Here is a 25372-nt window from a genome sequence, read left to right on the forward strand (position 1 = left end):
ATCAGGAAGGCAGACCGTTTTATTTAATGGAGCGAAAATACTGGTAAAGCGAAGCCAGCTCTTTCTGCTCATATTGTGCGGTCATTTTCCAGGGCATGTTCTCATTATCAATCTGATGGCCACTGGGGGTTTTGCCGGTACGTAGCGTAGCGATGAACTGAGCCTGCGTCCATTTTCCGACATTGCCCGTACTGGTCAGATTTGGCACGGGTGGAAAACCAGGCGCCACCGGATCGCCACCTTTAAAATCAGGCTTATGGCAGCCGCTACACGAAACAGCGAGGTATTTACCAAGGGCAATACCTTCCGTTGAATCCACCTTGGCAACCATTTTGCGATCATGATCAATTTTTTCAACCGATAGCAGCGTCATTTTATCGAGGTACGTCATAAGGTTTACCACAGGTCCAAGTTTATGAGCAGGCAGTTCGTTGTCAACCGCAGGTATCTGCTGGCAGTAGGCAATAATAGCGGCCATATCCTGCTCCGATAACATGGTCGTTTCGTGCGAGGGCATAAACAGAAGCGGATGCCCCGCCCGGTCAACTCCATGACGTAGCGCCCGTACCCAATCAGTCGTAACATAATCGGCGGGCAGCCCCCCTTTTCCTTTCGTCAGATTAGCCGCAACGAGTCGCCCAAGTCCTTCATCGTCGATCATGATTTTACCGGCCAGATTCGTACCATGGCAATCGGTACAGCCTTTGATTACGGCCAGATGCTCACCCCGGTTAACCGTGACACTATCGGTCGGGATTGTCAGATTCTCAGCGGCAAATTCATACGTTCGCTCTGTACGCTGAGTAATATTTCGGGCAATCAACCAGTATCCGGCAAAGCCCAGCAGTAGCAATGACCCTAGAACGATGCCTGTCCATTTCGCAATTTTTCGTAGCATGATTTCCAATTGTTTTGATGTGGCGACTTACTGACCGGTAGACAGCTCCCGCGGCCCGGCCTTTATTTTTGTGCAAATTTCCACACCCGGGCGCAGGCAACACCTACGCAAAACGGATAAAAACCTACGCGAAACGGACTATGGCAACCGCCGTACTACATTCATACGATTTGATTGATTTTGAGGAGATTCCGCATCCTCATCTGCTGGTACAGCCCACGCCCGGCGCTCCCGTTGATACCTTTACGCATTACCGCCACCCGAACGTCGGATTTTTCAAATTCAATAGCACAGCCTTACCGCATATGCACGTAATGGACATGCGCTGGGATATAGCCAACGACGTAGAGGTTCTGGATTCGACCCCCTCCGACAATATCCACATCAATTTTCAGCTCGATGGGCATCTGTATTCCCAGTTCAATGGACTCAGCCATGACCTCGATATGCGTCCCAAGCGGCATAACCTGATTTATACGCCCGATCTGGGTCATACCAATCTGATAAAGGGAAACCAGTTAATGGAGATGCTGCTTATCAGCCTGGACAAGCATTTTTTCGCGTCGATTATTGGCCCGAACTATCGTTGGAGTGAGCGCGTCCTGCATGATTTGCACCATCAACGTCCGTTTTCAGGAATTACGGGAACACAGGCCATTACTCCGCAAATGCTTCACCTGCTCAACGATATTCGGACCTGCAAAGCCCGTGGACCCATGCGAAACCTGCTGATACAATCGAGAGTACTGGAATTGATCGCCCTGGAAATCGAACAGTTCAGCGCTCCGTCTGTAGCCAATGAAAGCCTACGGCCGGACGAGACTGAAAAGATTTTCTGGCTCAAAACCTATCTGGACACTAATTTTCTGGCAGACTTAACGCTGACACAGTTGAGTCGGTTTTGTGTGCTCAATGAGTTTAAGGTTAAGAAAGGTTTTAAACAGGTTTTCGGAACGACGGTATTTAGTTACGTCCGCCAACTGCGCATGGAATACGCTGGTCGACTACTCAGAGACAGTAGTATGTCGGTTGACGACGTAGCAGATGCTCTTGGCTATGAACATGCGCAGCATTTTTCGATTGCTTTCAAAAAGTATACGGGCCTTACCCCTTCTCAATATCAGCAGGGCAAAAAACCCGGATTAAAGGCTGCCTAGCGATTCTAGCGGAGGTTTTTTGTAGGGTACGTGGTGTCGGTTTTGAGAACGGCTGCGGCCGACCGTCCGACACCACGCCAAACAAAGCAGACTTTAACGCTAACTTATTTACTGCACTGACGATGACAACTTCGTAAATGCCAGCTTGTTGAGGGAAATCCCCGTAGCTGATTTGATCGACAATTTGGAAAACTCTTTGTCGGGAAAGAAAACGGCCGTCATGATGGAGAGCCCGTCATCAGCGAATAGTTCAGCAGAAGCTACGTCAACCAGCAATGTAAGTGATATTGTCTTGTCGGTCGATAATCTAGGCGCCGTGCTACGTTTACCAAACCCTTTCTCAAAATCCGTTTTTCCCGATTTAGTCCGATCAATAAAGTAGCTATTGGCGGCTTTGTCGTAGCCAATGGTCAACTCATTTCCCTGTTCATTGGCGAGAACAATCGAAAAATCATTCGTGGCCGGAGCCGACAGTTCAAGCTTGAACGTATTGTATTTACCGCCGGTTTTTGCTGTCAGATCAGAGCTGCCTTTTACGGTCAGATTAGACAACGAAGTCGTTTTGCCAGCAAGCGCATCAAGTTCTTTCACGGGGCTCGATGTTAGATACAGTTCCTTGTTGACGTCTTTAAGGCCAAGTTCTCGGGGAACTGTAGTGGCACCACGCCAGCTGGGTGTAGGGACTTTATTGGCGTATTGCCAGTTATTCATCCACCCCATCAGAATGGTTCGGTTCCCGGTGTTTGAGAACGTAACGCCTGCATAATTATCCGGACCATAATCCATCCATTTGGTTTTTTTGGCGTAGGCGTTGAAATGCTTTCCATCAAAATCACCCAGAAAATACTGAGCCGCCAAGCCGCTGTTGGGTCCACCGGGGTTGATGTTCACAATCAGCACCCACACATCCTTACCGTTGTGCTTAAGCGGAAATAAGTCCGGGCACTCCCAAACGCCCCCGTGAGCACCAGCATCGCTCCCGAAATCACTTTCTTTCGACCATGCTTTCAGGTTAGGTGACGAGTAGAACGTAACGCGGTCTTTCGTCGCCAGAGTCATAATCCACTTTTTCTGGGGTTCGTACCAACGTACCTTCGGGTCGCGAAAGTCGGTTATTCCCGGATTGGGTAGCACGGGGTTACCGGCGTACTTGGTCCACGTTTTGCCCTCATCGAGGCTATAGGCCAGGCTTTGCGACTGCACCTGTTCCGGTTTTTCTTTTTCTAGTTTGGGGTTATGATGGGTAAAAATGGCAACCAGTGGTACCTGGCCATTCTTGCCAAAACCGCTGGTGTTGTTAGCATCGACCACCGCACTCCCTGAAAAAATATAGCCAAGGCTATCCGGATACAAGGCAATAGGCTGCTCCTGCCAATGTACCATATCCTTACTGGTTGTGTGTCCCCAGTGCATTGGGCCCCATACGCTGGCCTCCGGATAGTACTGATAAAACAAATGATACGTCCCTTTGTAATAGACCATACCATTCGGGTCATTGATCCAGTGAGCTTTCGGCGAAAAGTGAAACTGAGGCCGGTACTGTTCCGACTTCATATCGGCTTGGGTGGATTGACCCGCTGAATAATGCCCTAAAAGAGCCACAAGGGCAAGCGTTGCAAGAGAATTTCGCATAAGGCGGAGAAGGGTTAACATGGAGAAAGATAAGGTGGGGAGTCGTCTTACTGATAGCCGCTCCCCACGCTAAACTGGATTACCAACCTAAAATGTAGATAAACAGGATTAGATTTTATTGTGATTGAGGATGCATTCGTTAGAAGCCTACATTCTGCTTGTAAAGCCCTTTCGTAAAATTGATTTCCCGCTGTGGAATCGGCAGGTATTCATCGCGGCCGGCCGTGAACTTAGCTCCACTCAAATGCGACCGTCGGGTTTTCTCTTTTGTCAGATACGCATTCAGGGTTTCGGCGGCAATACCCCAGCGAACCAGATCGAAGAAACGGGGGCTTTCGGTAGCAAATTCCAGACGTCGTTCAAACTGTAAGGCTTTCCGGGCATACGCCTGCGTCCAATTGGCCGCATCATAGGGCTTAATCAGATAGTTGGATGGATCGGTACCGTCGGCTTTTTTGGTACGTCCGGTGCTGGCAGCGGCTCTGGCCCGAATTTTATTAATAAGTGGTAACGCCAGTGCCTGCTGCCCCAGCTCGATATACGCTTCGGCCTGAAAGAGCAGTACGTCGGCATACCGAATGATGTCGATGTTTTTTGAAACGCCCATAAACGGTCCTTGCTTCTTGTACGATGAACTGGTAGCCAGTTGCTGTGATTTCATGGCCTGAAAGAAGCCATAAACACCCGGATCACGTACCCAGCTGTTGCTAAATGGCGACGCAGCATTGTACTTATACGGATGCCCGTCAATCCCAATTGTATGATCGACGCGGGGGTCTACCGTTGCCGTTTTAAAATCAATAATGCCGTCGTTGAACGTATCAAATTTGGGCAGCCCGTTGGCATCTGTACCGAACGCATTGGCCAGGTTCTGGCTGGGTTGATGAAAGCCACAGCAACCGTACTGCGGAGCGCCGTGCGGATAATTCAGCCCATCTTCAAAATTGAGCCGACCCAGGGTAGTTCCGTCATTGATTGAGTACTGAACCGCAAACACCGATTCAACGCCATTGTCAAATTCAGGCAGGAAATTCTCAGCAAAATCAGGCTGCAGGTTGTACTTCCCTGAACTGATAACCATCTCGGTCAGCTTGACTACCTCCTGCAATTTGGCCTTGTTGATATTAGTGACCTTGTTGCTCTCATCCTGCTCATAGGCCTGATAAAGCCGCAGTTTGGCCAGATACGCAGCTGCCGACAATTTGTTGGCCCGCCCGACCTGGGTTTGGCTAACGGGAAGGTTATCAACGGCATACTGAAAATCTTCGCCAATTTTGTCCCACAGCTGATCGTTTGTAAACTCGCGGTTCGATTTTGTCAGAATCTGATCGTTCGACAGGGTTTCATCAACATAGGGTACGTATTTGAAGAGCATCTTCAGCATGAAATGGGCATGTCCGCGCAGAAAACGGAGTTCAGCCGTGCGGGTTTTCTTCAGCGGAAAATTCGCATCCGTCAGCGCATTGATCGACCGTAACGCTACGTTGGCGCGGGAGATGGCTTTGTAGTAGTTTTCCCAGGTATACGGGTGGTAAAAGCCTCCCCCCTGCTGCGGCTGGGTCAGGTTGTGCTGTTCGTAGAAATTGATGTCTTCCAGATCGGCAACTCCGCCCCCACCTTTGTACGCATCGTCGGACCGAACGCTGCCGTACACCCACATGCTGGCAATCGGACCAATCATCTCGCCGTTACCCAGCGACGCATACGCGGCCGTTACGAGCGCATCAGCGTTGTCGGCACTCTTGACATTATCCGAAGAAAGCGTTCCCTGAGGCTGGTAGTCCAGAAACTCCTTGCAGGATGAAAAAAGGCTTCCACCTGCCACAAGAAGTAGGGATAACAGAAATTTATTTTTCATGATCGTAAAGTCTTGGGGTTAGAAGGAAACATTTAAACCGAGCGTGAACGTGCGGGGCACCGGAACCGTATTGACGTCGACCCGCTCAGGATCAGGGCCCAGGAAGCTTTTGCTCTTGAACCAGATTACGTTCTCGGCCATGCCATACAACCGAAGGCTCGACAGACCCAGTTTGCCCATAAGCTCCCGCGGGAACGTATAACCTAGCTGAATGTTCCGAATCTTGAAGTAAGACGTGTTTACGTTGAAATAATCCGACGAACGCGTTTCGTTATTTCCATCCGCCAGCGTAAGCGCCGGAATGCGGGATGCCGTATTCTGCGGTGTCCAGGCATCAAATACGCCCGGCCCTACGTTGTCGCGACCACGAATGAAGTTGTTATAGAATGTATACGGATCAAAGCCCGTCCGAGCGGCTACGCCAGAACCGAAGATGGATAAATCGAAATGCTTATAGCCAAATTCAAGACGGGCACCGTATTCAAGACCCGGTAGTGTAGTGCCGAAAAACTCCTGATCCAAGGCGTCGATTTTGCCATCGCCATTCAAATCCTTGTACCGAATCCGGCCCGGCGCGGCACCCACCTGTGAAGCATGTTTCGTTACGTCTTCCTGACTCTGGAAAAGGCCGTCTGTCCGATAGCCGAACAAATCGAACTGCGAATGGCCCAGAATCGTCGTTACGGCATTGCCCGCAAAGGCCGACCGCACTTCTTCGGGAAGCACCGTTATCTTGTCCCGGAAGCGGGCAAAGTTCGCCGATATGTTGTACGTAAAATCGCCTTTGGGCTTACCGAAATACGTCAGAAGCAGTTCAAAGCCTTTGTTGGTTTTGGTAGCTCCGTTCACGAATTTCAGCTGACCTTCGCCCACCGCTGCGGCAACTGGCGGCTTGATCAGGATATCTTTGGTTTCGCGGGTGAAATAATCGAACGATCCGACCAGACTGCCGTTTAGAAATCCGAAATCGACCCCGACGTTGAGCTCATCGGTCGTTTCCCATCTAAGGGCTGCATTCTCGCCCTGCGTCTGCACAAAGCCCGAAGGCAACGTACCGCTGTTAGAGCCATTCAGATCATAAGCCGTTCCTACGTTCCAGTACTGATCGAAAAAGCCGTTATGACCGTTGGGTACCTGCGACGCCAACGTACCGTAGCGGGGTTCGAAAAGACCAAAACGGGCCAGATCGCCAATATCCTGATTACCAATCCGGCCAACACCCGCCCGAAGTTTAAGGTTGCTGATGCCTTTCACACCCTGCATGAAGGCTTCCTTATCGATCCGCCAGCCAACCGAAGCCGCCGGGAAGAAGCCGTACCGGTTATCAGTACCAAAGCGTGATGAACCATCCCGACGTAACGTCAGGGCAGCCAGATACCGATCCCCAAATCCGTAATCAATCCGGGCAAACTGCGACATCAGTCGGCTCCCCGTCGATGTACCTGTGCTGCTGGCATTACCCGAAGCCGCGCTTAGCACAAAAAATTCTTCGGTTTGTACGGCGAAATTTTCCCGGTACGACGTTACGTCGTCCAGATTATCGCGAATCGCTTCGACACCGGCCAATACGTTAAATCGGTGCGCCCCCAAATCGAAGTTATACCGTAACGTGTTTGTCCAGGTCAGGCTCAGAAACTTGTTGGTATTCAGCGTCAGGCTGTTGAGCGAGCGGGCGATGAACCCATTCTGGAACGACTGCTCAATATTTTTGTTGGAATAACCAGCATTGTCCATCCCCAGCGACGACCGGAATACCAGGCCCGGAATGGGCTCGATCTCGGTGAAAATATTGCCGAACACGAATGACCGATTGATTTTGTCCCAGCGGTTGATGTACTGCATAAACACCGGGTTGTTCCGATCCGAGTAGCCCGATCCGATAGGCCCGGCATAGTCGCCCGTTTTGGTATAGAGCGGGATGGTCGGTGCCAGCGTAACCGCTAGCCCAGGCGTTGGTGCTCCGCCAAGATCGGTGGTTACCGGCGTTTCGCGGGAGGTGGTCATTTGCACATTAGCCCCGAATTTAAACCGCCCATCGTAAAGGCTGGTCATGGCATTGATGCGGCCCGTGAGTCGACGGTAATCTGTAAATTGCACCATACCGGAGTTATTGAGATAGCTCAGGTTGATTAGCAGCGAAGATTCTTTCGTACCGCCCGAAATAGTCAGATCGTTGTTGGTTACGTAGCCCGTCTTATAAAGCTCTTTCTGCCAGTCTGTATCGCCAGCCGGTACGTTCTGATTGCCCCCTACGTAAGGCTGAACCGTTACGTTGTTCAGTTTCGGGTTTTTAAAATCTTTGTTCCAATCGAACGCATATATTTCGCCATAAGCCGAAGCCGGATCAGCCCCATCATTCACCGATGCCTGCCAGAGCGCCCGCCCCCGATCCACGGCGTTCAGCATTTTGAACCGTTCGGGCTTTTCCGATTGAGCCGAAATACTGGTATTGAACTGAACATTCAGTTTGCCGTTGGTATTCGCGCCATTTTTGGTCGTAACGATAATGACGCCGTTGGAGGCCCGCGACCCGTAAATGGACGCCGACGACGCATCTTTCAGCACCTGAATCGACTGAATAGCCGTTGGGTTGAGGCTCTGAAATACCTGCGACCGCTTGGTTGGCATACCGTCAATAATGTATAATGGATCGTTGTTGCCTAACGTATTGGCTCCGCGAATCAGAATCCGGCTGGCCTCCCCCGAAGGTGTACCTGATTTTTCGATGTACAGACCCGGTACCCGCCCCTGTAGGGCCTGCATGGGATTCCCCGAACTGGTATTTTTGGTTGTTGCTACGTCCACAACGGCTACCGCGCCGGTCAAATCCTGTTTGCGGGCGGTCGTATAACCCAGCACCACCACCTCGGCCAACTGACCGCCTTCGGCCAGCAAAACAGTGATGGTATTCGTATTCGCAATCGAAACTTCCTGGGTGGCATAGCCAATAAACGACACCGTAACGGCTGTGGCATTCTGGGGCACTGATAGGGAGAACTTTCCTGCGGCATCGACTACGGTACCGGTCGTCGTTCCCGGAACGATGATGCTGGCTCCCGGAAGTGCGTCCTTCGTTTTCGCATCAAAAACGCCCCCAGTAATCGTACGTTGCTGCGCCAGCGCCAACTGCATCGTAAGCAGCAGACCAGCCAGAGTAAGCAGGTAATTTTTCATACGCATTTAGTAGATTTAAGAGTTTACATAGGTTGAAAAGAGAGGTAATCGGGCAATTAAAGCACTTCGGTCCGCAGGATTTTGCTGACGATTGTCTCCTGCGTAAAGGCGGGGGTAGCCCCCCGTTGTGTAGCTACGTAAGCCCCGGTAGCACAAGCAAATTCCAGAGTCTTTTGCGGGGTTTCGTTCTGTAGGGTTTTGTAAAGGAAAGCGGCCAGAAACGCATCACCACTGCCAATGGTATCTTCCACTTCGACCGGGAAGCCATCCTGTTGTACGAAACCGCTGTTGTCCAGCAGAGCCGCCCCTTTTTCACCCAGCGTTACGCATAGCGTTTCCAGGTTATAGCGTTCGCGGAGCTGCTGCATAGCCTGTGTCAGATCCGTTTCGTATCCGTACCAGCCCGATAGTTCGACCAGTTCATGCTCGTTGAGCTTGGCAATGTCGGCCTGGTGCAGCAGTTGCTCGACCGTCTCGCGTTCGTAATGAGGAGCCCGAAGGTTTACGTCAAATACTTTACGGGGGCAACAGCCAGCAGAGCCAGCAGGGTTTCGTGTGTGAGCGGGCTGCGTGCGGCCAGACTACCATATACAAACAGGTCACTTTTCTGCACAGCGTCGATCAGATTTGGCTCCAGGTGGATGTAATCCCAGGCAACGGGCTGCACGATCTTGTAGGTTACCTCATTGGTATCTGAGATGTTGGCTTTGGCTACGCCCGTCAGATGCGTCTGTCCGATCTGAACCAGATCGAGCGGTAAGCCTTTTTGCTCCAGAAACTGGAGTAATTCGCGGCCCAGATCGTCGCTCCCGACGCGGCTGATCATCTGGGCATTCACCCCAAAATTGCGCAGGTCAGCCGCTACGTTCATAGGGGCGCCACCGGGTTGTTTGCTGGTTGGCAGTACGTCCCAGAGTATTTCGCCGAAACAGGTGATAGTTGGTGTCATGAGGAGTAAAAATTTGTCAGTAGTTATTGCGCTGCGCTGTCATTGGCTTCGCGTCATTAGGCATTGGTCATTTCGCTGCGCTGTCATTGGTCATAGAGTCATTGGTTACGTTATTCATTCCCCAGTGACCAATGACTAATGAGCAAATACAGTACGTTCGATCTGCTCCAGACTTGTGCCTTTGGTTTCGGGCATTAGCCGCAGCACAAACAACAGTTGCAGTACCATCATGATCGTAAAAAAGAGGAAGGTATTGCCTCCGCCGAAGTGCTCGGCCAGATACGGAAAGGTAAACGTAATGATGGCTGCCATGAGCCAGTGGGTAAAGCTGCCAAGCGCCTGTCCGCTGGCCCGCACTTCATTCGGAAAAATTTCGGAAATGAAGACCCAGATAACGGCTCCCTGCGAGAAACCGAAAAAAGCGATGTAGCCAAATAGCAGAAACGGTACGGTCATGCCGTTGAAATCCTGCACGTAGAAAGCCCGGGCTACCAGCGCCAACGTAACGATCAGTCCCACAGAGCCAATTTTCATGAGCGTCCGACGGCCGTAGCGATCAATCAGGTTCATCGAAATCAGCGTAAAGACGAGGTTGATCAAGCCAATACCCGCCGACGAAAGCAGCGACGAGCTTTTGCCCAGGCCAGTCATTTCGAAAATGCGGGGGGCATAATAAATGATGGCGTTGATGCCCGACACCTGGTTAAACACGGCAAACAGTACGGCCAGCATAATCGGCGTTTTGTGCGTTGCGGTAAACAACTGAGTCGATGCTTTTGTATGGTGGTTACTCTCCTGAATAGCCACCAATGTTCGCTCGGCCGTTTCTGGATCGATCATGTCGAGTACGTCGCGAGCTTCGGCAACCTTCCCTTTTTTGAGCAGCAGCCAGCGTGGGCTTTCGGGAATATTCAGAACTGCAATCAGGAAAATCAGCGAAGGGATCGCCTGTACACCCAGCATCCACCGCCAGGGTTCCGCTCCAACATCCGCCAGCAGGAAATTCGACAGATAGGCAATCAAAATCCCGAACACGACATTGAACTGAAACAGGCCGACCAGTTTTCCACGCGATTTGGCAGGCGAAATTTCGGTAATGTACATGGGGGCTGCTACTGAGGATGCGCCTACGCCTAACCCGCCCAAAAACCGGAAGATCAGGAAGATACCCCAGTTAGGCGCTATTGCCGTTCCGATGGACGCAGCTAAATAAAGAATGGCAATCCAGAACAGCGTTTTCTTTCGGCCCAACCGCTCCGCCGGAATTCCTCCCGACATCGAACCAAGCACTGTGCCAATGAGCGCAATGGAAACCGTCAGGCCGTGCTCCCACACATTCAGCTGCCATAACGATTGAAGGGATTGCTCTACACCAGAAATGACGGCGGTATCGAAGCCAAAGAGAAAACCACCCAGAGCGGCCGTAATGGACCAAAAGAAAATACGCTGTTTCTGACTCATCATAGGTTGCCAATATGAATCGGGTTTAGTGCGATTCATGAGTCAAACTTACAGCATACCGATTGCGTGGGTTATTGGTATTTGTTCAAATAGTTTCAAATAAAGCACATTGTTTATATCGCTAGAAATCAGCACTTTACCCGAAAAGCATTTGATCTATAGTTAGAAAATGTTACGTTCATTTTTGATTTTGTTTCATCACGTCTGATGGAAATCACGCTTTTATCAACCGCTCGGAGCTTACCAGCTTACCAAAATCCAATGGCCGCACAGGCCGCTTGCGATAGCAGCTCGTAACCCGCCGTATAATCACTTCGCCACCTCTGGCATAATTCCTTTATTTACAGACAAGTAGAGGAACAAAACAACCTACTTTTAGTAGCACTTTACACCTAAATCTACCTCATGAAAACTCAATCATTTATTGCATTCGCTACGTTAAGCTGTACCCTATTCCTGGCTGGATTCTCGGCTCCGCCATCCACACCCCCAACAAAGAAAATTAATGTCAAACAGAATCAGGCTTTAATCAAACAAGGCGAATACCTAGTGGGTATTATGGGCTGCAACGACTGCCACTCGCCCAAAACGATGGGGCCAAATGGCCCTCAAGTGGTTCCGGATAAAGTATTATCAGGCTACCCCGCTGGACGGCCTTTACCGGCCCTTAATCCGGCCGCACAAAAAGATTGGGTGTTGTTCAATGGCGACAATACGGCCGCCGTCGGTCCGTGGGGCGTCTCGTTTGCCGCCAATCTCACCTCCGACGCAACGGGTATTGGTAACTGGTCGGAAGAGCAGTTTAAAATGGCGCTGAAACAGGGGAAATCGAAAGGGCTGGCCAGCAACCGGATGCTGTTGCCACCGATGCCCTGGACAAATTACCGTACCATAAAGGATGAGGACGTAAAGGCTATTTTCGCTTATCTGAAATCAACAAAGCCCGTTGCCAATGTGGTACCGGCGCCTATGCCACCCAGTCATTGAATCTCCAGTCGATAGCCTACGCCATGTACGGCTACGATCCGAATAGTTGGGTCATCCTGAAGCAATTTACGCAGGCGCGACACAAACACGTCGACGCTCCGGCCCACAATGATGCCCTCGTCTTCCCAAACGGATTTGAGGATAAGGTCCCGTTCAATTACCTGGTTCGGATGGCCAGCTAAAAACCGAAGCAGCTTGGCTTCCCGGTAAGTCAGGCTATGGCGACTGGAACCCGACTGTAAGGTTTGCGTAGACATATCCAGGCTCGATTGTCCGAATGGAATCAGCCTGGATTCTTTTTGTTCCACTCCGTTCGTAGAAGATGGCTTGTTTTGTACTACCAATTTTCTGCCGACAATGTACCCGACTCCAGTCAGTAAAAGGCCAAAAATCAGCACCCAGTTTATTGTCGATAGTTGCGGCTCTCGTTCGGTCGGAGTGAAGGTCACCTGTAAATTATAACAACCCTCTGCCTGTTTACGACCACCGCAGGGCACTTCGTTTTTTTCTGTGAAGTCCCGCAAATTGTATCCCAGCAGCAATTCACCACGAGCGCAGTCCAGCACGGCAACATCGTAGTTCGTAGTGATTTTGTGTAAACGTAACGACTCCTGAAGTAAGGCAGGCAATTGGCTGTAATCAAATGAGCGCTCCATTTGCACAGCGAACGTATGAGCATCCACTTGCCTGACAGGACGGATTCGGGACGTATCATCGCCGGCTTTACGTAGCAAATGGTGCGCGGTTCGACGGAGGGCCAGGTTTACTTTTTTCGCAAAAAATGCCTTTTCATCCGTAGCCTGAGTGGGCGTTAACCAGGCAGACTGCGTAAATAGCAATGCCGTCAACACAAGGGCTGTAATTCCAAATATCCCTGCTGATTTGCCCATACTTCTTTTCGTTTACTCTGATTAAATCAGTCAGAATGAGCTTTAACTGATTCCTGGGGCAGGCAGATGGTCATCCACCACCCCAAGAATTTAAATCTACCAAATAATTAGCATCCTGGCGAAACCCAGTTACGGAAAAGCCAGTTGAGGTTGAGCACTTTCACCTTCAGAACGCGCCGGGCTGGCTCATCGGTTTCCCGCACGGGATCAATCACCAGTTCATCTCCGAGTTGAGCAAAGGCCAGCACGGAAGCAATGTCAACGTCATATACCTCTCCGGAAGCACCTTCCTGAAGAACCGTACTTCCCCGTCTGATATAGATTCGGAATGGGATTTTAGTGGCTTCTTCCGTTTCAGGATTACCGGCTACTACGGCCAGTTTGCCCTGACTAATAATCGAGAACGTAGCATGATCGAGCGTTTTACCGTTCAAAGTCAACGGATTAGAAAGAAAAAGCGGCTGCTCATCCGCTTCGTTCTGTTGATGTATCTTCGCTACCTGCACTACGTTAGCTGGATCGATCTGAGGAGCCAAAAGTGCTACGAAGGCAGCAACCGGTAGAATGAATATGTGCTTGTTCATGGGAAATGAAAGATAAACAGAACGAATGAATTAACGGACCAGAATTTCATTATGCGGCAACGCGTACTGATTATTCGTCGTAAGTAGCACAATGTAATCGCCTTTGCGGCATTTGGCCAGTACGTTCTGAACGTTTACCTGCTTCACATCTTTGTTCGAATACATCGTCAGGGTATGGGTATCCTTATCCCGAATGGCCACCTTAAAAGCGACTGGATCAACAGCTTTACTTTTTGTGGGCGACAGTTCGACAGTATTAACAGTAAGCTTGCCAGTAGCCGTGGCCGCTACGCTGCATTTGCCTTTAGTCGTGTATTCATTCACAATCATTTTATTTCCCAGGAAAGCCGCCGAGCAGGCAGAGAATGGCTTCTGTCCCAAACACAGATTCGACAGGACACAGCCGAAAAAGAGGATAACAAAAGAGCGTACGTTTTTCATGATGATTGCTGGTTGATTGATACAATAGCAAATCTATCATGACCCGATACGAAGCCTAGTAAAGACCTGTAAAACCTTGTAAAGGAATTGTAAAACCTTTATCCGGACGGTAAACGAATGTGTAGCTCTCTCTGTGGTGGCAGGTTCCCAAACCTGCCACCACAGAGAGAGCTACACAAAATACGATTAAAATGTAGTAACCTTGAAATCAAATAAATCCGGGCGCGTGTAGTGCCCGATTACGTCAAAATCGAGCTTATTTTTCAGCACTTCGTCCAGGTCCAGATCAGCGACCAGTATCCCTTCCTCATCCCAGAGAGGCCCGGCTACAAACTCACCCTGTGGTGATACAATGGCGCTACCACCCCGGCACAGAACCAAGTCGTCTGCATCCAGAAATTCCTGATACGCTTCGGAGTAATCGCTCCGCAGGAAAAACTGGTTGCAGCCCAGTACGTAGCAACGGGCTTCGCAGGCAATGTGCTGGAGCGTAGCGGGCCAGGTTGGGCGAGCGTCGGCGGTGGGAGCCAGATAGAATTGGGGCGCTTGTTTATAAATTGCCATACGAGCTAATGGCATGTAATTTTCCCAGCAGATTAGTCCACCCATGCGACCAATTTCGGTGTCGAATACACATAGCGAATCTTTACCCGTACCCTCAGCCCAGATTAAACGCTCGACACCCGTCGGCTTGATTTTCTGGTGCTTGCCCAGATAGCCTTGCGTTGGTGATACGTAGATTAGCGAGCAGTACAAACTTCCGTTCAAGGCATCGCGCTCGGTGACACCAACGACGAGAAAGACATTATTTTCACGGGCAATCCGTTCGATTTGGGTCAATTCCGGGCTAGGCAGTTGTAAACTATTTTGCCAGTACGTTTTGTACAGTTCGCGTCCGGCGTCGGTCCGTAAACCAACCGACGCGCCGAAGGTAAATTTTCGGGGATATCCGGGAATGAACGATTCCGGAAACAACACAAACTGGCACCCTTTCTGCGCCGACTCAATGACCAGCGATTCAAGCTTATCAAGCGTTTTTTGAAGATCAAAAAAAACAGAGGCAGCCTGAACAACCGCTACTTTAACCTGCATAGAGTAATTTGTTAAAATCAATGAAGGGCCAAAGGTAACGCTCGCAGTATAGCCAATTGACATAGGTACGACCCTGCTTAAAACAGGTCATGTCTACGGCAACCGGCTACACGGGTAATTTCAGGTCAGGTTTATATTTTCTTCACCTGTGGCCTTGGCTCAATAAACAGCGTCAGCCACGTACGGCGGGCCATACGGAAGAAATAAGGAGTCAGCAGAATGAGCGTTGGCACCAGCCCGATCAGGTAATAGTCCAGATCGATCTGTAGCCCCTGCACGAAAATGAAAAACGTGATCAGAATATAAATGGTATAAAGCGCATAGCTGACAAACATCGATGCCCAGTAGAAACCGGGTTCAGGCATAAAATTCTCGCCACAATGGGGGCAATGCTCATGCATTTTGTCAAAGTCTTTGCTAAAGGCACTGTTGCTGACAAAAAAATTACCCTGATGACAACGGGGACATTTATTGTTAACTATGCTATAAAAACGACTATCGGTGGACATGGCTAGGGAGCAAAGATTGAGGCAAAGTCACCTCAGATGAATCTGCTGCTCAGGCAGTTTTTACGTTACAAAAGTAACCGACTGATTGATTCCGAAGAACAACAGAACACGGTACGTATGGTACATATCAATGATTTGCCACCAATGACTGCCGAAAGGTAGCGGGAGTCTGTCCGGTATGTTTCCTGAAAAAACGAACAAAGTAAGACGGATCGTCGAACCCCAGCTGAAACCCAATTTCCTTGATAGACTGGGCCGTATGGGTCAACAGCCGCTGCGCTTCAATAACGATACGTTCATACAGCAATTGGCTGGCTGTTTTCCCCAATACCTGCTTGCAGATGTGGTTGAGATGATTCGGCGTCAGGTTCATCTGGTCGGCATAAACACTCACCTCGCGAGCTGTCAGAAACTGCGCTTCAATAAGTTCTTCGTACTGACGGATTCGGCCGTAGAAATGCGAATCGGCACCCACCCATTGCTGATTATAAAGCCGGTTGGCAGTTTCGAGCAGGATATGTACAAACGACAGAAATACATCCGCGCGGTTCGGCCGCCGATGTTCATACTCGTCGTAGGCATACGTAAACAAATCGCTAAATAGAGGTTGCTGATCCGTTACTTCCAGTAAAGGCCGATGCTGGTGTGAATGAAAAAAATAATACTGCTGTAGCCGGTTCCCGAAACGCCCCCGAAAAAAATTGGCATCGATAAACAGATTATACCCCCGGCTATCGGGCGACAACTCCCAGCTGTGAACCTGGCCGGGTGTCAGAAAATAAAGCTGATGAGGTCCTATGGTATACGTCCGGAAGTCGATGGTGTGCGTACCACTCCCCTGTACCAGCCACATGACCAGATAAAACGTATGTGAATGGGGCTTGTCGATGCCTTTAAACTCCTGCACCAGCTTTTCCAGCCGCGTCATATAGAACAGCGCATCGGGCTCATGACGGGGAAACGACTGAAGTTTATAAACAGGAACGGAAGGTGGCATAGATAGAAAATCAGGGCGGTGTCTTTTAAATAAGTAATTGATAACTAAAACGTTTAAGTCCGCATCCTGTAGTATCTTGACACAGTAAAGTTTTCGATTACCGTTACTTCCTCTTTCCTTTAATCCAGCATGAATTACTTATCACTCATTATCCTTCTTCTTTTCGATATAGCCATTGCACAGGCTCAGAACCCAAAACTAGATAGTTTAGATCAACTCATCCGCAAAGCAACTACCGATACCGGACGGATAAACCTCATTAACAAAAAGATTGGTTTACTGGGGCAAATAAATATCGATTCGGCCATACGCTTAGGGCTCCGAACCGTTGAATCGGCGAAACGAATCAAATACAGCAAGGGCGAAGGATTGACCCGAATACGGCTGGCTTATAGCTATAGTTTTAAAGGGAATTATACGGCCGCCAAAACAAACCTGAAAACGGCCAAGTCGATCTATACCACGCTGAATGATACGCTTGATTTGATCAAGGTATATAATACGTATGGCTCGATGTATGGCATGCAGAGCAAATACGATAGTGCGATAGCTTTCTTTGAGAAAGGCATGTCTCTGGCGGAGCATACCACCAATAAATCGGACTTAGCTACCATCTACCTGAACATCGGCATTTCGTATGATATGTTATCGAATCGGCCACAGGCGCTGCACTTTCAGCAAAAAGCGTTGACGATGGCCGAATCGCAGAAAGACTACGTTACTCAGGCGTACTGTCAGGTCAATATGGCGAACAGCTACAAACTGATGGGCGATATGAAAGGGGCCGAAAAACGGTATAAGCAAGCCATAAAGCTGTCGAATCTGGTGGGGATAAAAAACGTAGAGCTATACGCGTACACCAACCTGGTCGACATCTATAACCAGTTGAAAGCGCCCCAGAAAGCCTATGAGATGGCCATAAAAGCAGCCGCTTTAGGCAAAGAAACGGGCGACGAAGCCATTCAGGCAACGAGTTTATCCAAAGCGGCTACCAATCTGGCAGAACAGAAAAAATTTGCGGAAGCCGAAGCCCTCAACAAGCAGGCGATGGCCATTGCCCAAGCCACCGGACAACCGCTGAACATCCACCAGGCCTACGCAGCCATGGGGACAATCCTGAAAAAGCAGGATAAGTACGCTGCCGCTATCCCCTACTACGAAAAGAGTTTTGACGTATTGAAAGATGCCGACATCTATGATTCGCAGACGGGGGAAATCTACGGCGAACTGTCGACATCCTACGAAAAGACGGGCGATTATCGCCGGGCATTAGCGGCCTACAAACGGGCATCTGCCATTTCAGATTCGGTCCGGAGTAAAGAGAATGTTCGCAAAGCCACCGAGCTTTCGATGACTTACGAATTCAACAAGAAGCAGCAGCTCGCTCAGGCAGAGCATCAGCAGCAGAATGCCTTGGCCCAGAGCAGGCAGCTGGCCCTTGGCGCGGGTATGGGATTGATGCTGATATTAGCGGCCGTCAGCTTTTATGCGTATCGCACCAAGCAGAAAGCCAACGTACTGCTTGAACAGCAGAAAGAAGAACTCGAACAAACCCTGGCCAAACTTCGGAATACCCAGACGCAGCTTATCCAGTCGGAGAAGATGGCCTCTCTGGGTGAATTGACGGCGGGGATAGCCCATGAGATTCAGAACCCACTGAATTTTGTCAATAACTTTTCGGAAGTCTCGACCGAGTTATTATCCGAAATTCAGGCGGAACGTAAGAAAGCGGAACGTGATGAAGAGCTGGAAGAAGAAATCCTGGGCGATCTTACCGGCAATCTGGAGAAGATCAATCACCACGGTAAGCGGGCTTCCAGTATCGTAAAAAGCATGCTGGAACACTCCCGAAACCATACCGGCAAAAAACAACTCACCGACCTCAATACGCTCACCGACGAATACCTGCGACTGGCGTACCATGGTTTCAGGTCCAAAGACAAGGAGCTGACCATCGACCTGACCACTCAATTCGATACGGCGCCTGTGAAAGTGGAGGTAGTGTCCCAGGAAATAGGTCGGGTGTTGCTGAATTTGTTCAACAATGCGTTTTATGCGGTTCGGCAGAAACAACAGGCGGGGGTTGCCGATTACCATCCGACGGTTCAGGTAAGTACGCGGCACCAGGCCGGTCAGGTGGAAATCTGCGTTCGGGATAATGGTACGGGGATTCCGCAAACGGTTTTGGACAAGATTTTCCAGCCCTTCTTTACAACCAAACCAACGGGTCAGGGTACGGGCCTGGGCTTGTCGTTGAGCTACGATATTATTACGAAAGGGCATTCCGGTACGTTAACCGTCAACACACAACCGGGCGAATTTTCTGAGTTTATCATTCGCCTGCCTCTGACCCGCACAAGCTGAGTTGAGTTGCCGGTTAACGTAACCCTCTGGATGGAAACTTTCGAGGGGCTACGTTAACCGGCTATTTTTCAGGCATTCATAGCAGCCAGGGCATCAGCAGGTGACGACAGCGACAACTCATAAATACGGGCTGTGTTGCCGACATGGATTTCGTACTCGTTATTTTCGAGTGCGTTAAGCAAATCCTGCGCTACCACTGAGGGAGCAATGCCATTGTGCCCGCCTATTTCCTGCGAAAATTCGGTATCGACCAATGGGGGCATGAGTTCAAAAACTTTCGTATTGGAAGAACGTTCCAGCGTAATGCGCAACGATTGCGTGTAGGAATGTAAGGCCGCCTTACTGGCCCCGTACGTAGCCAAACGATGGTTGGGGGCAAAAGCCACGATCGACGATACGTTGACGATGGCCGCTTCATCCTGCCTGTTCAGCAGATCAACCAGTTTTTCGGTAAGCCGGATGGTCGACAGGTAATTTGTGAGCATTTCATCACCAGCCTTTTCAAATGCATTGGCCTGCGATGCCAGTTGATACACGTGGGCTCTACCGGCATTATTGATTACAATATTCAATGTCGGAAACTCAGCATAGAGCCTGTCTACTAATTGGTTTACGTCCGTTTCATTGGTAACATCACTCACAATAGCCGTTACGTTCCGGAGTTGAGCAGCAGCCTTCTGTAAGCGGGTTTCGTCCCGGCCCGTGATAATAACGTGATTCCCGTTCTGATCGAACAGTTTTGCAATTTCAAAGCCAATACCGGCGCTCCCTCCCGTAATCAATACTGTATTCTGAGTCGTTTTCATAGTGATTGTATCGTATAATCAATGTAGTATTAAAATACCGATCGGTATTTTTTAGTTCAAATTTTTTAAACTTTAATTTGCGCAATCAGGAGTTCGACTGTCTTCAGCACTTTTGCCAGACTAGCTAGATTATTGGTCACTTTCGCAATCATGATTCCCCCTTCTATCAGGGCGATCATCGACAGAGCCATCTGTTCGGGCATTACGTCGGTTTTGAACTCACCTGCTTCAACGCCACTACGGATCAGGTCAATGAGTCGTTTTTTCCAGGCCAGAATTGCTTTGGCCGCTTTGTCTTTTAGCAAATTGTTCGTGTCGTCGGCATCGATTGCTGTGTTCAGAATGGGACAGCCGCCCTCCGGAAAAGGCATACCTGAGAAACTGTGATAGATTTTGGCGTACACCAGCAGCTTTTGCTGAAACGTAGTTTCCTGAGCCAGCCGCTGCTCAACGGTCTGATTTATTCGGGATAGATTATAGTCGAAACAGGCCAGGGCTACTTCCTCCTTTCCGCCGAAATTTCCATAAATACTTCCTTTGGTTAGCCCAGTGGCTTCGGTCAGATCAGATAACGACGTTCCGGCATATCCTTTTGTGTTGAATATACCCGCCGTTGTTTCAATAATATACTGGCGTGTTCGCTCGGCTTTGGACAAATCGCTTTTCATACAACAAATATACCATTTGGTATTTTATTTTCCTATCTTTGCGGTGATTTTTTCCTGGTAGATGCCGGAGCTGTAGTTTATGATTCGATTCCGGCTATCTGTAGACTCAAATAGAATGTTACACCGAGTTGTTATTACAGGTATTGGCGCCCTGACTCCCGTCGGCGATACAATTCCGACGTTCTGGCAGAATATTGTTGCCGGACGTAGCGGGGTTGCCCCGATTACTCATTTCGACGCATCGCTGTTCAGGACGCAATTTGCCTCCGAACTCAAACAGTTCAATCCGGCTGGCTCCTTAAGCCATGCCGATATAAAACGAACCGATCTGTTTACGCAGTACGCCCTGATTGCTTCCGATCAGGCCATCCAAGACTCTGGATTCGATTTTGCCAGCATGGACCCCTTCGATGTGGGCGTCATCTGGGGGTCCGGGCAGGGCGGCATGGATGTTTTTGAAGAGCAGGTTACGGAATATGCGCGGGGGAACGGCCAGCCCCGATTCAGTCCATTTTTTGTTCCGAAACTGATTGTGAACATGGCATCGGGTATGATCTCGATCCGGCACGGCTACATGGGCATAAATTATACCACGGTTTCGGCCTGTGCTACGTCGAACACGGCCATTATGGACGCTTTTACGTACATCCGGCTTGGAAAAGCCAAAATTATTGTCACTGGCGGTTCCGAAGCTCCTATTACGCCAGCTTCCTTTGGTGGGTTCAGTGCCATGAAGGCCATGTCGACACGTAACGAAGACCCCACGTCGGCTTCGCGACCTTTCGATGTGCAGCGGGATGGATTTGTTATGGGCGAAGGCGCTGGTGCACTGGTACTGGAAGAATACGAACATGCTGTCAAACGCGGGGCAACCATCTATGGCGAAATTACCGGTGCTGCCATGACGGCCGACGCGTATCACATGACCGCTACGCATCCGGAGGGGTTAGGAGCCGCTAAAGCGATGCAATTGGCGCTTACTGAAGCTAACCTAACGATTGCCGATGTTGACTACCTGAATCCGCACGCTACGTCGACACCGGTAGGCGATTTATCCGAAATCAAGGCCGTTCTCCGACTGACAGGTAACGCGAATACGAAGCTGCACATCAGCGCGACGAAGTCAATAACGGGACATTTAATGGGCGCTGCGGGGGCCATTGAGGCCATAATCTGCCTGCTGGCCATGCGCGATAATGTGATTCCACCCACCATTAACACGACCGAACTGGACCCGGCCATTCCGCAAAATCTACGTATCGTGACGGGTGAGGCTATTTCTGCCAATGTCCGTACAACCATGAGCAATACGTTTGGTTTTGGGGGACATAATGGCATCGTTGTTTTTCAAAAACTATAAACGAGCTTCCCGCCTATTTTACCATAAGCTAACTACAGACGCGATAATCTACGGCCTTATGCTTTAGATTACCGCGTTTGGGTTAAATTTGCGCCCTTTTCTTTATAAATCGCGCTTCTGACTCTGTCTACCGATCGTAAAGAACCATAGGCATTTGATCATAAGACAAACAGGGATGACAGCAATTTCTTGTGGTATCGACTTTGGCACATCCAACTCAAGCATAGCCATTGCAAACGACGGTACAATCAGCCTGGTGCCGGTTGAAAACACCCATATTACGATTCCCAGCGCCATTTTTTTCCGACGCATTGATAACAAACCTTTTTACGGGCGTACGGCTGTCAATATGTTCTTTGATCGGGAGGAAGGCCGGTTTATGCGGAGCCTGAAGCGGGTGCTGGGTACGTCGCTCATGAAGCAGGGGACGCTGGTCAACGGCGCTTCGATGAACTTTGCCACCATCATCACCTCTTTTTTAAAACACATCAAGGATAAAGCGGATGCCGTAGCGGGTCAGGAAATTGAGCATGTGGTGATGGGGAGGCCCGTTCATTTTGTCGACAATGACCCGGATGCTGATACGCGCGCGCAGGCTGAATTACAGGCAATTGCGCAACGAATCGGCTTCAAACACATCGCCTTTCAGTTTGAACCGATTGCGGCTGCTTTTGCGCATGAGGCTCAGTTGACTGGCGAAAAACTGGCAATTGTAGCTGATTTGGGCGGGGGAACCTCCGATTTTACCGTCATTAAATTATCGAGCAAATACATTCATAAACCAGACCGTTCATCGGATATCCTGGCGAATACGGGGATTCGGGTTGGCGGAAATGATTTCGATAAGGAATTAAGTCTGGCGGCTATCATGCCGGAACTTGGCTTTCGCAGTACGTACGGCCCTAAAAATCTGGAGGTTCCGTTGAAACCCTATGTTGACCTGGCAGAATGGAGCAAGGTCAACTTTTTGTACACGCCCAAGATACTTATGCAGGTCCGGCAGTTGCTTCATCAGTCGCACGACCGGAAGCGGTATGGCCGGTTGTTGAACGTACTGGAAAACGAAACCGGACACACGTTGCTGGCTGCTGCCGAAGAAACAAAAATTGCTCTGTCGGCTCAGAACGAACACAAAACGAGGCTTGATTTTATTGAGGAAGGCTTTTTCATACCCGTCGAACGGGCGCTTTTTGAAACGGCAATTCAGGAGGATGTCGAAAAAATAGCGGCTTCCGCCAGGCAATGCCTCCTGGAGGCAGGGGTAAAAAAAGAAGCTATCGATCTGGTTATTCTGACAGGCGGATCAACGGAAGTCCATTCCGTACAAACCGCGTTTAAACAGCTCTTTCCCAACGCAGCCGTTGCCGATGAAAATAAACTGTCGAGCGTGGGTCTTGGCTTGGCCTACGACAGCCAGTACAAATTCGGGCAGCGTAACAAACAGGTCGTGTCAATTTAGCGTCATGAGAGTAGGTCAGGCCAGAAAACGGTTTTTTACCGAAAAGAAGCCTCATGAATAGACTTATCTCTGTTCTGTCTATACTAGTTCTGTTTGTCAGGCCATTAGTGCAGGCACGTATCGTTCGTATCGAGATTACCAGTACGCAATCGCCAACGTTCGAGGGAAAGGTATTCGGGCGTGTTGGTGCATACGAAAAGCTTCGGGGTAAGGCCTATGGTGAACTCGATCCGGACAATCCGCAAAATGCTGTCCTGACCGATATTAAGCTGGCTCCACGCAATGCCAGAGGTATGGTTGAGTACTCGATGGACATTTACATCCTCAAACCCCTTGATCTGAGCAGGGGAAATCATAAGCTTTTTCTGGAAGTCAATAACCGGGGTGGAAAACTTTTCGGCGGATTCAACAAAACCAGTGGCGGAAACGATCCCACGACAGCCGCAGATGCCGGCTTTGGCTTCTTGATGAATCAGGGGTACACCATCGTCTGGAACGGCTGGGACCCATCAGCTTCGCCAGCCAACAACAATCTGACCATCAATGTACCGATCGCTAAAAATCCGGATGGTTCGTCTGTTACTGGCCCCTCCTACGAATACATCGTGTACGATAGCGCCACGTCGGTGAGTCACGCGCTGGCCTACCCTGCCGCTACGTCGAACAAGGCACAGGCAATCCTCACAGTACGCGATCGACTACAGGATTCGCCTACAACGATTCCGGCGGAGGGGTGGGAATATGTATCCGACCGAACGATTCGACTACTTCCGGCTGGAACCCCGTTTCGGCAGAGCGCCATTTATGAGTTCAGTTATACCGCCCGCGACCCGATCGTCGCTGGTATTGGTTTTGCTGCTACACGCGATTTTGTTTCCTTTCTGCGCTACGCTACCGTCGATGATTTTTTTCATCCGAACCCACTGGCAAACGATGTTAAGTTCACATTCTCATTTTCTGTTTCACAACCTGCTCGCTATATCAATGATTTTCAGACGCTTGGCTTCAACGCCGATGAGAAAGGGAAACGCGTTCTCGACGGCATTGAAAACTGGCTGGGTGGAGGCAGCGGCATTGGTCTGAACGTGCGCTTTGCCCAGCCATCCCGAACCGAACGAAACCGGCAAAACCACCTGTACCCGGAAGCCCTGTTTCCCTTCGCCTACCCCGTGCTCACTGATCCCTATTCCGGAAAAACTACCGGGCGCATTGCCGCCTGTTCAGCTACAAATACTTGCCCTAAAGTTTTCGAGATTAATTCGGCCAATGAGTATTGGGTTAAGGCGGCTTCGTTAGTACATACTGACTTGAAAGGAAACGATTTGCCTGATCCTGAAAATGTTCGGTTCTTTCTGGTATCGGGGGCGCAGCATGGCACAGGTAATGCCGGTTCCCGCGGGATGTGTCAGCAATTTCAAAATCCAACCAATGCCGATCCGCTGTTACGTGCCCTCTTTGTGGCGCTGGATGACTGGGTTACGAAGAGCATAGAACCACCCAAAAGTACTGTACCCCGAAAATCGGACAAAACGGCTGTAATGGCCTCACCACAACCCGGTTCTCAAACGGGCATTGTTCCGCAGGCAGCACTGGGCTGGCCAACCATTCCCGGCGTTACGTACACGGGTCTTATCACAACGCGCTACCAGCTTGATTTCGGCCCATCCTCCGCCCAGGGTATCCTGACTAGCTATCCACCAGCAACCTCCGAGCGGCCCGTTTACGTGAACTTCGTTTCCAAAGTTGATGCGGATGGCAATGAAGTGGCAGGCATTCGTTTACCGAACGTAGCCGTTCCAACAGCTACCACAACGGGTTGGGCATTACGTCAGGCGGCTTACGGCGAAAATGAAGGCTGTGAAGGCGCTGGTCAATACGTACCGTTCAGAAGCACAAAAGCCGAACGTCTTGCCGCAAACGACCCTCGCTTATCCCTGGAGGAACGCTACCATACGCATGAAGGCTACGTGACAGCGGTCAAAAAAGCGGTCGACGAACTGGTCAAAAAACGCTTGCTGCTAGCTGACGATGTGCAGGAATACCTCAAAACCGCCGAAGACAGTAACGTATTGAAATAAATAACTGA

General features: G+C 49.9%; 19 protein-coding genes and 1 pseudogene. 6 read left to right on the plus strand and 14 right to left on the minus strand.

All coding sequences use genetic code 11. The annotated features are described in order from the left end of the window. Nucleotides 1-19: 19 nt before the first annotated feature. The gene (locus tag LN737_RS26140) at nt 20-898 is read right to left on the minus strand and encodes a c-type cytochrome (protein ID WP_405513459.1); all 879 of its coding nucleotides are present in this window, start codon (nt 896-898) and stop codon (nt 20-22) included. Between the two features lie 140 nt (nt 899-1038). Between LN737_RS26140 and LN737_RS26145 the strand changes: the two genes are divergently transcribed. Beyond that, nucleotides 1039-2055 (plus strand): AraC family transcriptional regulator, encoded by a 1017-nt coding sequence (locus LN737_RS26145; RefSeq protein ID WP_405513461.1) that lies wholly within the window; start codon nt 1039-1041, stop codon nt 2053-2055. A 108-nt stretch (nt 2056-2163) separates the two neighbouring features. Here LN737_RS26145 and LN737_RS26150 read toward each other — a convergent pair whose 3' ends face one another. The 5 genes and pseudogenes from LN737_RS26150 to LN737_RS26170 all read right to left on the minus strand — a co-directional run bounded on the left by LN737_RS26150 (nt 2164) and on the right by LN737_RS26170 (nt 11129). Beyond that, the gene (locus LN737_RS26150; protein WP_405513463.1) at nt 2164-3687 is read right to left on the minus strand and encodes a glycoside hydrolase family 32 protein; all 1524 of its coding nucleotides are present in this window, start codon (nt 3685-3687) and stop codon (nt 2164-2166) included. A 139-nt stretch (nt 3688-3826) separates the two neighbouring features. After that, a complete protein-coding gene (locus LN737_RS26155) occupies nt 3827-5545 on the minus strand; it encodes a RagB/SusD family nutrient uptake outer membrane protein (protein ID WP_405513465.1) in 1719 nt (572 codons plus the stop codon). 18 nt (nt 5546-5563) lie between these two features. Further along, entirely contained in the window at nt 5564-8719 is a 3156-nt protein-coding gene (locus LN737_RS26160) for a TonB-dependent receptor (RefSeq protein WP_405513467.1), read from the minus strand. A gap of 56 nt (nt 8720-8775) precedes the next feature. After that, nucleotides 8776-9668 (minus strand): annotated as a pseudogene (locus tag LN737_RS26165) (carbohydrate kinase family protein). Between the two features lie 135 nt (nt 9669-9803). Then, a complete protein-coding gene (locus tag LN737_RS26170; RefSeq protein ID WP_405520530.1) occupies nt 9804-11129 on the minus strand; it encodes a sugar porter family MFS transporter in 1326 nt (441 codons plus the stop codon). A gap of 405 nt (nt 11130-11534) precedes the next feature. Between LN737_RS26170 and LN737_RS26175 the strand changes: the two genes are divergently transcribed. Next, entirely contained in the window at nt 11535-12116 is a 582-nt protein-coding gene (locus LN737_RS26175; protein ID WP_405513469.1) for a c-type cytochrome, read from the plus strand. On the opposite strand, the gene LN737_RS26180 is transcribed toward LN737_RS26175, so the two are convergent. The 6 genes from LN737_RS26180 to LN737_RS26205 all read right to left on the minus strand — a co-directional run bounded on the left by LN737_RS26180 (nt 12110) and on the right by LN737_RS26205 (nt 16629). Beyond that, nucleotides 12110-13006, minus strand: coding sequence for a winged helix-turn-helix domain-containing protein (locus LN737_RS26180; RefSeq protein ID WP_405513471.1), 897 nt, complete (start codon nt 13004-13006; stop codon nt 12110-12112). The genes LN737_RS26175 and LN737_RS26180 overlap by 7 nt on opposite strands. 107 nt (nt 13007-13113) lie before the next feature. Further along, nucleotides 13114-13590, minus strand: a complete 477-nt coding sequence (locus LN737_RS26185; RefSeq protein WP_405513473.1) for a hypothetical protein — start codon at nt 13588-13590, stop codon at nt 13114-13116. A 30-nt stretch (nt 13591-13620) separates the two neighbouring features. Then, complete coding sequence (locus LN737_RS26190; RefSeq protein WP_405513475.1) at nt 13621-14031, minus strand: hypothetical protein; 411 nt, start codon at nt 14029-14031, stop codon at nt 13621-13623. 186 nt (nt 14032-14217) lie between these two features. Then, nucleotides 14218-15123, minus strand: a complete 906-nt coding sequence (locus LN737_RS26195; protein ID WP_405513477.1) for a carbon-nitrogen hydrolase family protein — start codon at nt 15121-15123, stop codon at nt 14218-14220. Nucleotides 15124-15254: 131 nt separating this feature from the next. Next, the gene (locus LN737_RS26200; RefSeq protein ID WP_405513479.1) at nt 15255-15524 is read right to left on the minus strand and encodes a DUF983 domain-containing protein; all 270 of its coding nucleotides are present in this window, start codon (nt 15522-15524) and stop codon (nt 15255-15257) included. A gap of 235 nt (nt 15525-15759) precedes the next feature. Further along, nucleotides 15760-16629, minus strand: a complete 870-nt coding sequence (locus LN737_RS26205; protein ID WP_405513481.1) for an AraC family transcriptional regulator — start codon at nt 16627-16629, stop codon at nt 15760-15762. Between the two features lie 129 nt (nt 16630-16758). Between LN737_RS26205 and LN737_RS26210 the strand changes: the two genes are divergently transcribed. Beyond that, nucleotides 16759-18993: a tetratricopeptide repeat protein gene (locus LN737_RS26210; RefSeq protein ID WP_405513483.1), complete on the plus strand. Its 2235-nt coding sequence runs from the start codon at nt 16759-16761 to the stop codon at nt 18991-18993. A gap of 68 nt (nt 18994-19061) precedes the next feature. Here LN737_RS26210 and LN737_RS26215 read toward each other — a convergent pair whose 3' ends face one another. After that, nucleotides 19062-19799, minus strand: coding sequence for an SDR family oxidoreductase (locus tag LN737_RS26215; RefSeq protein ID WP_405513485.1), 738 nt, complete (start codon nt 19797-19799; stop codon nt 19062-19064). A 65-nt stretch (nt 19800-19864) separates the two neighbouring features. After that, entirely contained in the window at nt 19865-20467 is a 603-nt protein-coding gene (locus LN737_RS26220; protein ID WP_405513487.1) for a TetR/AcrR family transcriptional regulator, read from the minus strand. A gap of 115 nt (nt 20468-20582) precedes the next feature. On the opposite strand from LN737_RS26220, the gene fabF reads away from it, so the two are divergent. The 3 genes from fabF to LN737_RS26235 all read left to right on the plus strand — a co-directional run bounded on the left by fabF (nt 20583) and on the right by LN737_RS26235 (nt 25364). Beyond that, nucleotides 20583-21827 (plus strand): beta-ketoacyl-ACP synthase II, encoded by a 1245-nt coding sequence (gene fabF, locus LN737_RS26225; RefSeq protein WP_405513489.1) that lies wholly within the window; start codon nt 20583-20585, stop codon nt 21825-21827. A 175-nt stretch (nt 21828-22002) separates the two neighbouring features. Next, nucleotides 22003-23286, plus strand: a complete 1284-nt coding sequence (locus LN737_RS26230; protein ID WP_405513491.1) for an Hsp70 family protein — start codon at nt 22003-22005, stop codon at nt 23284-23286. Between the two features lie 53 nt (nt 23287-23339). Next, nucleotides 23340-25364 carry an alpha/beta hydrolase domain-containing protein gene (locus LN737_RS26235; protein WP_405513493.1) on the plus strand — a complete coding sequence of 675 codons (2025 nt, stop codon included), beginning with the start codon at nt 23340-23342 and terminating at the stop codon, nt 25362-25364. Nucleotides 25365-25372: the final 8 nt, after the last annotated feature.

It is taken from the genome of Spirosoma sp. KNUC1025 (assembly GCF_045160025.1).
Lineage (GTDB): Bacteria > Bacteroidota > Bacteroidia > Cytophagales > Spirosomataceae > Spirosoma.

Excerpts from the sequence above, each read along its gene's own strand:
- LN737_RS26150 (WP_405513463.1), bottom strand. The coding sequence starts at position 3,687 with ATGCGAAATTCTCTTGCAACGCTTGCCCTTGTGGCTCTTTTAGGGCAT.
- LN737_RS26230 (WP_405513491.1), top strand. The coding sequence starts at position 22,003 with ATGACAGCAATTTCTTGTGGTATCGACTTTGGCACATCCAACTCAAGC.
- fabF (WP_405513489.1), top strand. The coding sequence starts at position 20,583 with ATGTTACACCGAGTTGTTATTACAGGTATTGGCGCCCTGACTCCCGTC.
- LN737_RS26170 (WP_405520530.1), bottom strand. The coding sequence starts at position 11,129 with ATGAGTCAGAAACAGCGTATTTTCTTTTGGTCCATTACGGCCGCTCTG.
- LN737_RS26190 (WP_405513475.1), bottom strand. The coding sequence starts at position 14,031 with ATGAAAAACGTACGCTCTTTTGTTATCCTCTTTTTCGGCTGTGTCCTG.
- LN737_RS26210 (WP_405513483.1), top strand. The coding sequence starts at position 16,759 with ATGAATTACTTATCACTCATTATCCTTCTTCTTTTCGATATAGCCATT.
- LN737_RS26215 (WP_405513485.1), bottom strand. The coding sequence starts at position 19,799 with ATGAAAACGACTCAGAATACAGTATTGATTACGGGAGGGAGCGCCGGT.
- LN737_RS26180 (WP_405513471.1), bottom strand. The coding sequence starts at position 13,006 with ATGGGCAAATCAGCAGGGATATTTGGAATTACAGCCCTTGTGTTGACG.
- LN737_RS26220 (WP_405513487.1), bottom strand. The coding sequence starts at position 20,467 with ATGAAAAGCGATTTGTCCAAAGCCGAGCGAACACGCCAGTATATTATT.
- LN737_RS26145 (WP_405513461.1), top strand. The coding sequence starts at position 1,039 with ATGGCAACCGCCGTACTACATTCATACGATTTGATTGATTTTGAGGAG.
- LN737_RS26195 (WP_405513477.1), bottom strand. The coding sequence starts at position 15,123 with ATGCAGGTTAAAGTAGCGGTTGTTCAGGCTGCCTCTGTTTTTTTTGAT.
- LN737_RS26140 (WP_405513459.1), bottom strand. The coding sequence starts at position 898 with ATGCTACGAAAAATTGCGAAATGGACAGGCATCGTTCTAGGGTCATTG.
- LN737_RS26155 (WP_405513465.1), bottom strand. The coding sequence starts at position 5,545 with ATGAAAAATAAATTTCTGTTATCCCTACTTCTTGTGGCAGGTGGAAGC.
- LN737_RS26235 (WP_405513493.1), top strand. The coding sequence starts at position 23,340 with ATGAATAGACTTATCTCTGTTCTGTCTATACTAGTTCTGTTTGTCAGG.
- LN737_RS26205 (WP_405513481.1), bottom strand. The coding sequence starts at position 16,629 with ATGCCACCTTCCGTTCCTGTTTATAAACTTCAGTCGTTTCCCCGTCAT.
- LN737_RS26175 (WP_405513469.1), top strand. The coding sequence starts at position 11,535 with ATGAAAACTCAATCATTTATTGCATTCGCTACGTTAAGCTGTACCCTA.
- LN737_RS26200 (WP_405513479.1), bottom strand. The coding sequence starts at position 15,524 with ATGCATGAGCATTGCCCCCATTGTGGCGAGAATTTTATGCCTGAACCC.
- LN737_RS26160 (WP_405513467.1), bottom strand. The coding sequence starts at position 8,719 with ATGAAAAATTACCTGCTTACTCTGGCTGGTCTGCTGCTTACGATGCAG.
- LN737_RS26185 (WP_405513473.1), bottom strand. The coding sequence starts at position 13,590 with ATGAACAAGCACATATTCATTCTACCGGTTGCTGCCTTCGTAGCACTT.